Origin of the sequence: Paenibacillus pinisoli (genome assembly GCF_003605435.1) — a bacterium.
Classification (GTDB): domain Bacteria; phylum Bacillota; class Bacilli; order Paenibacillales; family Paenibacillaceae; genus Pristimantibacillus; species Pristimantibacillus pinisoli.
This window is the reverse complement of record NZ_QXQB01000011.1, coordinates 21,335-28,242: the sequence shown is the minus strand read 5'-3', so window position 1 is coordinate 28,242 and position 6,908 is coordinate 21,335. Positions and strand designations below refer to the sequence as shown.

Below are 6,908 nucleotides of genomic sequence, written 5' to 3'. Positions count from 1 at the left end.
CGGCTTAGAGTGTGCGCTGGCTGCGATACGAAGGCTGTAGGCCGAGAAACTCGGCTTAGTGCGTGCGCTGGCTGCGCTGCGAAGGCTGGAGGCCGAGAAACTCGGCTTAGAGTGTGCGCTGGCTGCGCTGCGAAGGCTGGAGGCCGAGAAACTCGGCTTAGTGCGTGCGCTGGCTGCGATACGAAGGCTGTAGGCCGAGAAACTCGGCTTAGAGTGTGCGCTGGCTGCGCTGCGAAGGCTGGAGGCCCAGAAACTCGGCTTAGTACGTGCGCTGGCTGCGATACGAAGGCTGTAGGCCGAGAAACTCGGCTTAGTGCGTGCGCTGGCTGCGCTGCGAAGGCTGGAGGCCGAGAAACTCGGCTTAGTGCGTGCGCTGGCTGCGCTGCGAAGGCTGGAGGCCGAGAAACTCGGCTTAGAGTGTGCGCTGGCTGCGATACGAAGGCTGTAGGCCGAGAAACTCGGCTTAGTGCGTGCTGGTCGCGCAGCGGGGATCTGCAAGCTACAAAACTCGGCTTAGAGCGTGCTGGTCGCGCAGCGGTGTACTGCAAGCAGCGAGCACATGCCGCAAAGCGGCTGAAGTTCATAAAATGCAGGAATAGCCTTATTGCAGCTTATTCTAGCCGCCCTAATGCTAAGGAAGAGGGTCCGGACTGCAGGAGGGCAATACGAGGGCAAAAAACATTCATCCACATGTGGATTAAAGCCTGATCAATAACACTGCCCCTGAGTATGTGGTACAACACTTCCAGTCTGGAAATCATACCGAGCAGACACAGTATTAATGTCGATGAAGCAAGCTGAAGGCACATATAATGAGTTCATAAAAGAGGAAGCAGACACTTGCGATTTTATGAAACGTGATCACTCCTCCTCCCTGTTCCTCAACATTTTGAGGTTCCTACCTGCGCTCTCCCTTCCCTTTCATTCATCCCCATATACAAGAAGCGTAAAGCGGAGCTATTGCTGTATCACCCTGTCAGAGCTTGTATTAACACCTGTCATCCTCAACAGCTAAAGCTGCAGCTCTGAGCTAGTTGGTTACACTAAACTCATCTTACTGAACATAGATGAGGCCCTTTAACGCCTGTTTCGCAAAAAAAGAACAACAAAAAAAGCGATCTCCTATGAGATCGCTGTTCGCTTGAATTGTTATGGCGGAGAAGGTGGGATTCGAACCCACGCACGCTTTGACACGCCTAGCTGATTTCGAGTCAGCCCCCTTGGGCCTCTTGGGTACCTCTCCGCATGTAATAAATAATATATCACACAACTTGTCTCTCCGCAAGCACCTTTTGGGGCACTTGATCAAAATTTTCACGTGGAACATGAGTGCCCGCTATTGCTCGTTTTGCGCCTCTTCACTGGCCTTGGAACGAAGCACCTTCTTCATGTTCTTCTCGAACTTAACACGCGGAATGAGGACGCTGTGCTTGCACCCTACGCACTTGATTCGGATATCCATGCCCATGCGGATAATCTCCATCTCATTCGTGCCGCAAGGATGCTGCTTCTTCATCTGAACAATATCCCCCAGCTCAAAATGCTTCCGTTCCATCCTTACCCCTCCTCCAACGATCTCTGATACGTTACCATACGCGGATACGGCACTTCAATGCCGTTGCGATCCAGCGCATCCTTAATGGCCTTATTCATGGCTCTAGCCACCATATGATGAGTGTTCGGCTTGCATTCGCCAGTCACCCGAATGGTGACCGAGGTAGCCGACATCAGCTGCACGCCAAGCACCTCAGGCTGCTTCACCAGATTCTCATGCTCCAGCCGGCTCATCGTCTCAGATATAATGCTCATCGCTTTATCCACTTGCGCTTCATACGCAACGAGTACATCTACAACTGCTAAAGTATTGTTGACGGAGAAGTTTGTGACCTCATTGATCATGCCATTGGGAATCATATGCACTTCGCCCGTCCAGCTTAAGATCTTCGTCGTCCGCAGACCGATAACCTCTACCGTTCCTTTAAAAGTGCCGGTCTGAATGACGTCGCCAACTGCGAATTGGTCCTCCAATATAATAAAGAACCCCGTCAAGATGTCTTTCACCAGGCTTTGCGCACCAAAGCCGATGGCGATACCGACGACTCCTGCGCCAGCCAGCAGCGGCCCTAAGTTAATGCCTACCTCTGACAGCATCAGCAGCATACCGATAAAATACATAATATACGTAGTAACGTTTTTGACAAGCTTGCCTACCGTCGTCATACGCCGCGCCTGACTCGGCGAATGCTTGCTTGCGCGTTCCAACACAATCCGGTCCAGCGACTTATGTACAAGCCATATAATGAGCTTGCTGATAATAATAATTAGCGCTATCCGAATCGCAGTTACTCCGAGATTTTCCCACGTATCTTGATTGGTCAGCGTATTCAGCAACCCATGATACCAGTTATTCATCGTTCATCATCTCCATACATCCAACATGGACGCCCTGCTATAGCTCTAGCTGTTCATATCCTGCTTCAATCGGTTTGAAGATGCCTCTTATCTCAACCCGTTCCTGGTCAATAACCTCTTTCACTCTGGTCAAATCTTCTTCAGGGAAGTGGATAGATAACGCGCAGCCCGCTGTTATCTCCTTCGGCGTCGGACAGATATCGATCTCGACTTCCGCATATTCAAGCAGCATCTCTGCGCGAAGCGCTTGCTGCGTGGAATCAAATGCAATCAGCATACGGACTCCCTTCCCTTCTTATTCCTGATTTCCCTCGCCATACGACGTATAAAATGGTTGTCCCATCCATATACTAGTATCATATAAGCGTTATGGGAGGGATTCTATGAAACTACCATTTATGAAGGATGCCCCGTTCAAGGTGCCCTACACGACTGTCAATATCATTGGCATGCTGGTGAATCGTCTTTCCGGTTTCCTGGAAGGTCTCCCTTCGAATCGACCGATTGTCATTGTCTGCATCGGCACGGACCGTTCTACCGGCGATGCGCTCGGACCGCTCATCGGCACCTCTCTGATGAAGTACCGCAGCTCGAACTTCCATCTTTACGGCACGCTGGAGGAACCCGTTCACGCGATGAATCTGGAAGAGACGCTTATGGACATCAACCGCAAGTTCGACAAGCCGTTCATCATTGGCATCGACGCTTGCCTTGGCCAGGTTGCTAGCGTAGGCTGCATCCAGGTTGGTGAAGGTCCTGTTCGTCCAGGCGCCGGCGTGAACAAAGACCTGCCTCCTGTCGGTGATATCCATGTGACCGGCATTGTGAACGTAGGCGGCTTCATGGAATATTTCGTCCTGCAGAATACAAGGCTTCATCTGGTCATGAGAATGTCCGATGTGATCGCAACAAGCCTGTTCACGGCCATTGCCAATCATATGCATATTTCTTCTGCCGTCCGCGACCAGACTGCAGCTGCAGATCTGACTTAGACCACAGTGAATTATTTGGCTTCCTGCATTGCCTTGCGCTCTTCCGGCGTAAGCGGATAAGGGGATTCGCCCTTCTCCACCGGCTTCGCATACACATAAGTGCTCTCGCGGCTATGCAGTCCGGAGAATACCGCTCCATCCTTCTCTTCATTCACAATCGCAATGGAAAAGCTCAAATCGCTGCCTCCATCGGAAAATGCATTGTACCGGTGTATGCCCAGCTTGGTCTTCATTTGAGGCAGTGTAGTTTGAACGCTTTTCAGCTCGCCCTGCATGCGATCAATCATCTCACGCTGTTCATCCAGCTGAATCTTCAAATCAACAACAACCTCTTCAATATTCGTAATGCCCGTATCCCCCATCACAGCCAGATACTGCTTGCGAAGCTTCTTCAGCTTCGAGCCCAGCGCCAGTACCCGAATGAACAATAACAATACGAATAATGCCAATACCACCGTTATGATAAATATCGGATCCAAATACCACTCGTCCATGATTCATCCCATCCCCTATATCCCGTATTGCTCTGTAATTTCCTTAATTGCATCCAAGAATGCGTCTACTTCGTCCGTTGTTGTATAGATCCCTACACTTGCTCGCACCGCACCTGTAGCGGATGTGCCTGCTGTCGCATGTGCCATTGGCGTACAATGGAAGCCTGCTCTCACAGCAATGTTATAGTGCTGGTCTAATATAAAGGAAAGCTCCGATGGGTCAATTCCTTCCACATTAAACGCTACTATGCCTGTCCGTTCTTCTCCGATCCCTGGCCCTAGCGTCTGCACTGGTTTAAGGCTTTTGAGGCCCTCCAGAAGCCGCTGTGACAACGCCCATTCCTTGGCATGGATTGATGCCGCAGTTTCCTTCAGAACGTGTCTCACGCCCATCTGGAGCCCCGCCAGCCCTGGCGTGTTCTGTGTGCCTGCTTCATAGCGGTCTGGGCGCACATGAGGCTGATGCAGAGCTTCCGATTGGCTGCCTGTCCCTCCATGCAAGAGCGGTTCAAGCTCCATATCCGGAGAAATATACAGCCCGCCGGTGCCCTGTGGCCCCAGTAATCCTTTATGCCCTGGGAACGCCAGCATATCGATCCCCATCGCCTCAACGTCGATCGGCAATATGCCTGCGCTTTGTGCCGCATCGACTAGCAGTTTGATACCATGCTTACGCGCTAGTTCACCTACCTCCGCTACCGGCATAATCGTTCCGAGCAGATTCGAGCTATGGTTCATTATTATTAACGTTGTATGGGGTCTAATGGCAGCCCTCACATCATCCACCTTTAGTTTACCCGTCAAGTCCGACTCAATGTAACTAACTTCTATTCCGATCGTTTGCTCCAAGTAATACAGCGGCCTTCTTACTGAATTGTGCTCGACCGTTGTTGCTATGACATGATCGCCTGGCTTCAACCAGCCTTTAATCGCCATATTAAGCGCCATCGTCGTATTGGAAGCAAATGCGATATCATTCGGATTTTTAATACGGAACAGCTTGGCTAATTGCTTGCGTGTCTCAAATAATATTCGGCTCGCCCGCACAGCCATCGCATGACTGCCCCTGCCGGGATTCGCCGCATCATGGAGCGTCGCCTGCACAATCGCTTCCGTCACTTCTGGCGGCTTCGGCCAAGATGTAGCAGCATGGTCCAGATAGATGAATGGTTGTCCTTCTCGGTTCATCCGAACGCTCCTTTCCCCATTGAAACAACAATGGCATATCTTAGTTTAATCCTTCAATGGAAAGATTACAACTTGGATATGCCATTGTTCCGCTCATTCTGACGAATGATTATTCAATTAGGCCATGCGCTGGAGAAGTTCAAGCAATCTCTCCAAATCCTGCTTGTTGTAGTATTGAATTTCAATCTTGCCTTTATCCTTTTGCTGCTTAATCTTCACCGTTGTCTTGAATTGCTCACGAAGATTTTCTTCGAGAGATTCAATGTACGGATCTCTTTTCTTTTGCTTTTGCGTCTTTTGCTGAGGCGTTTGCTTGGAGTCCAGCTTTTGAATCGCATCCTCCAGGTCGCGAACGCTCCATTCAGAGCTTACAGTCAACTCGGCCATTTCTTTTTGGACGGATTGCTCCTTAATGCCAGCCAGCGCTCTTGCATGTCCCATTGAAATTGTTCCACGTGAAACATAATCTTTGATTTCTGCTGGGAGCGATAGAAGGCGGACGAAGTTCGCAATGTGGGAACGGGATTTGCCTACCTTGAGACTCAGCTCTTCTTGAGTCAGATTGAACTTATCCATCAAAGCTTGGTACGCTACTGCAATCTCAAGCGCATTCAGATCTTCACGCTGAAGGTTCTCGATCAGCGCAATTTCCATGACCTGCTGGTCTGAGAACGTACGAACTACTGCAGGAATGGTCGTATTGCCGCAATATTGCGATGCCCGGAACCTCCGCTCCCCTGCAATAATCTCGTAGCCCTTCAGAACCGTCCGTACAATGATTGGTTGGATCACGCCATGCTGCTTGATCGATTCAGCCAATTCCTTAATGGAATCCTCGTCAAAGGTTTTGCGCGGTTGATACGGATTCGCGCGCAGCTGACCGATCGGCACTTCAATGACTTTATCATCATCATTCACAGATAGCGATGGGATTAATGCATCAAGTCCTCTACCTAGCCGCTTGCTCATACATGATCACTTCCTTCGCAAGTTCAAGATAAACTTCTGCACCTTTTGATCTCGGATCGTATGTGATGATAGCTTGTCCATGAGACGGAGCCTCGCTCAAACGCACATTGCGAGGGATAATCGTCTGGTATACCTTCTGCTGGAAGTACTTCTTCACCTCTTCAATGACTTGAATACCCAGATTTGTTCTGGCATCCAGCATAGTCAGAAGCACGCCTTCAATTTGCAATGTTGTATTCAAATGCTTTTGAACAAGCCGCACTGTATTCAATAGCTGGCTTAAGCCCTCAAGCGCATAATATTCACATTGAATTGGAATCAACACGGAATCTGCAGCAGTAAGCGAGTTAATCGTCAGAATACCTAAGGAAGGAGGACAATCAATTAGAATGTAGTCAAAATCACTTTTGACCATATGAAGCGACTTCTTCAATCTCAGTTCTCTAGAGATCGTCGGAACTAATTCGATTTCTGCACCAGCTAGCTGGATGGTTGCGGGTATAACGGTGAGTCCCGGCACGCTGGTTTCAACCATTGCATCTTTCGGATGTACATCATTAATAAGCACGTCATAGATACAATTCGGCACATCCGCTTTATTGATGCCAAGTCCGCTCGTTGTATTGCCCTGTGGATCTATATCCACGAGCAGCACTTTCTTGCCCAACGAAGCAAGGCAGGCTGCCAAGTTCACAGACGTTGTCGTCTTACCGACACCGCCCTTCTGATTTGCAATTGCAATAATTTTCGACACTTCTAACTCACCTCATGAGTGAAACTTTTGTACAAATGGCATCGCCGCCCTCATACGAAGGCGGCAAATTGTTGTCTTAATGACATAAAAATATGGAAA

Annotated in this window: 10 protein-coding genes and 1 tRNA gene; 3 read left to right on the top strand and 8 right to left on the bottom strand. The window is 49.5% G+C overall.

Features of this window, described 5'->3' with window-relative positions; translation table 11 throughout:
• The first annotated feature begins 58 nt into the window (after positions 1–58).
• On the top strand, positions 59–193 hold the full coding sequence (locus D3P09_RS28405; RefSeq protein ID WP_279387152.1) for a hypothetical protein: 135 nt from the start codon (positions 59–61) through the stop codon (positions 191–193).
• A 120-nt stretch (positions 194–313) separates the two neighbouring features.
• Positions 314–448 (top strand): hypothetical protein, encoded by a 135-nt coding sequence (locus D3P09_RS28400; RefSeq protein WP_279387151.1) that lies wholly within the window; start codon positions 314–316, stop codon positions 446–448.
• A 704-nt stretch (positions 449–1,152) separates the two neighbouring features.
• Here D3P09_RS28400 and D3P09_RS27235 read toward each other — a convergent pair.
• The 4 genes from D3P09_RS27235 to D3P09_RS27220 form a co-directional block, all read right to left on the bottom strand.
• Positions 1,153–1,243, bottom strand: a tRNA-Ser gene (locus D3P09_RS27235).
• Between the two features lie 93 nt (positions 1,244–1,336).
• Positions 1,337–1,555, bottom strand: coding sequence for a DUF951 domain-containing protein (locus tag D3P09_RS27230; protein WP_120114570.1), 219 nt, complete (start codon positions 1,553–1,555; stop codon positions 1,337–1,339).
• Positions 1,556–1,557: 2 nt separating this feature from the next.
• A complete protein-coding gene (locus D3P09_RS27225) occupies positions 1,558–2,412 on the bottom strand; it encodes a mechanosensitive ion channel family protein (RefSeq protein WP_165867596.1) in 855 nt (284 codons plus the stop codon).
• A gap of 37 nt (positions 2,413–2,449) precedes the next feature.
• Positions 2,450–2,689, bottom strand: a complete 240-nt coding sequence (locus D3P09_RS27220) for a putative Se/S carrier protein (RefSeq protein ID WP_120114569.1) — start codon at positions 2,687–2,689, stop codon at positions 2,450–2,452.
• A gap of 106 nt (positions 2,690–2,795) precedes the next feature.
• On the opposite strand from D3P09_RS27220, the gene yyaC reads away from it, so the two are divergent.
• Entirely contained in the window at positions 2,796–3,404 is a 609-nt protein-coding gene (gene yyaC, locus D3P09_RS27215) for a spore protease YyaC (RefSeq protein ID WP_120114568.1), read from the top strand.
• Between the two features lie 11 nt (positions 3,405–3,415).
• Here the strand turns inward: yyaC and D3P09_RS27210 are convergent, their stop codons facing one another.
• From D3P09_RS27210 to D3P09_RS27195, 4 genes are all read right to left on the bottom strand, one after another.
• Positions 3,416–3,898 carry a DUF4446 family protein gene (locus D3P09_RS27210; RefSeq protein ID WP_120114567.1) on the bottom strand — a complete coding sequence of 161 codons (483 nt, stop codon included), beginning with the start codon at positions 3,896–3,898 and terminating at the stop codon, positions 3,416–3,418.
• Between the two features lie 15 nt (positions 3,899–3,913).
• Positions 3,914–5,086: an aminotransferase class V-fold PLP-dependent enzyme gene (locus D3P09_RS27205; protein ID WP_120114566.1), complete on the bottom strand. Its 1,173-nt coding sequence runs from the start codon at positions 5,084–5,086 to the stop codon at positions 3,914–3,916.
• 117 nt (positions 5,087–5,203) lie between these two features.
• Positions 5,204–6,055, bottom strand: coding sequence for a ParB/RepB/Spo0J family partition protein (locus D3P09_RS27200; protein WP_120114565.1), 852 nt, complete (start codon positions 6,053–6,055; stop codon positions 5,204–5,206).
• On the bottom strand, positions 6,036–6,809 hold the full coding sequence (locus tag D3P09_RS27195; protein ID WP_120114564.1) for a ParA family protein: 774 nt from the start codon (positions 6,807–6,809) through the stop codon (positions 6,036–6,038). Before D3P09_RS27195 ends, D3P09_RS27200 begins: the two co-directional genes overlap by 20 nt.
• Between the last annotated feature and the right edge of the window lie 99 nt (positions 6,810–6,908).

What these genes read in the sequence shown, in the direction of transcription:
- D3P09_RS27220 (WP_120114569.1), bottom strand. Translation starts at nt 2,689, where the DNA reads ATGCTGATTGCATTTGATTCCACGCAGCAAGCGCTTCGCGCAGAGATG.
- D3P09_RS27200 (WP_120114565.1), bottom strand. Translation starts at nt 6,055, where the DNA reads ATGAGCAAGCGGCTAGGTAGAGGACTTGATGCATTAATCCCATCGCTA.
- yyaC (WP_120114568.1), top strand. Translation starts at nt 2,796, where the DNA reads ATGAAACTACCATTTATGAAGGATGCCCCGTTCAAGGTGCCCTACACG.
- D3P09_RS27205 (WP_120114566.1), bottom strand. Translation starts at nt 5,086, where the DNA reads ATGAACCGAGAAGGACAACCATTCATCTATCTGGACCATGCTGCTACA.
- D3P09_RS27230 (WP_120114570.1), bottom strand. Translation starts at nt 1,555, where the DNA reads ATGGAACGGAAGCATTTTGAGCTGGGGGATATTGTTCAGATGAAGAAG.
- D3P09_RS27210 (WP_120114567.1), bottom strand. Translation starts at nt 3,898, where the DNA reads ATGGACGAGTGGTATTTGGATCCGATATTTATCATAACGGTGGTATTG.
- D3P09_RS27225 (WP_165867596.1), bottom strand. Translation starts at nt 2,412, where the DNA reads ATGAATAACTGGTATCATGGGTTGCTGAATACGCTGACCAATCAAGAT.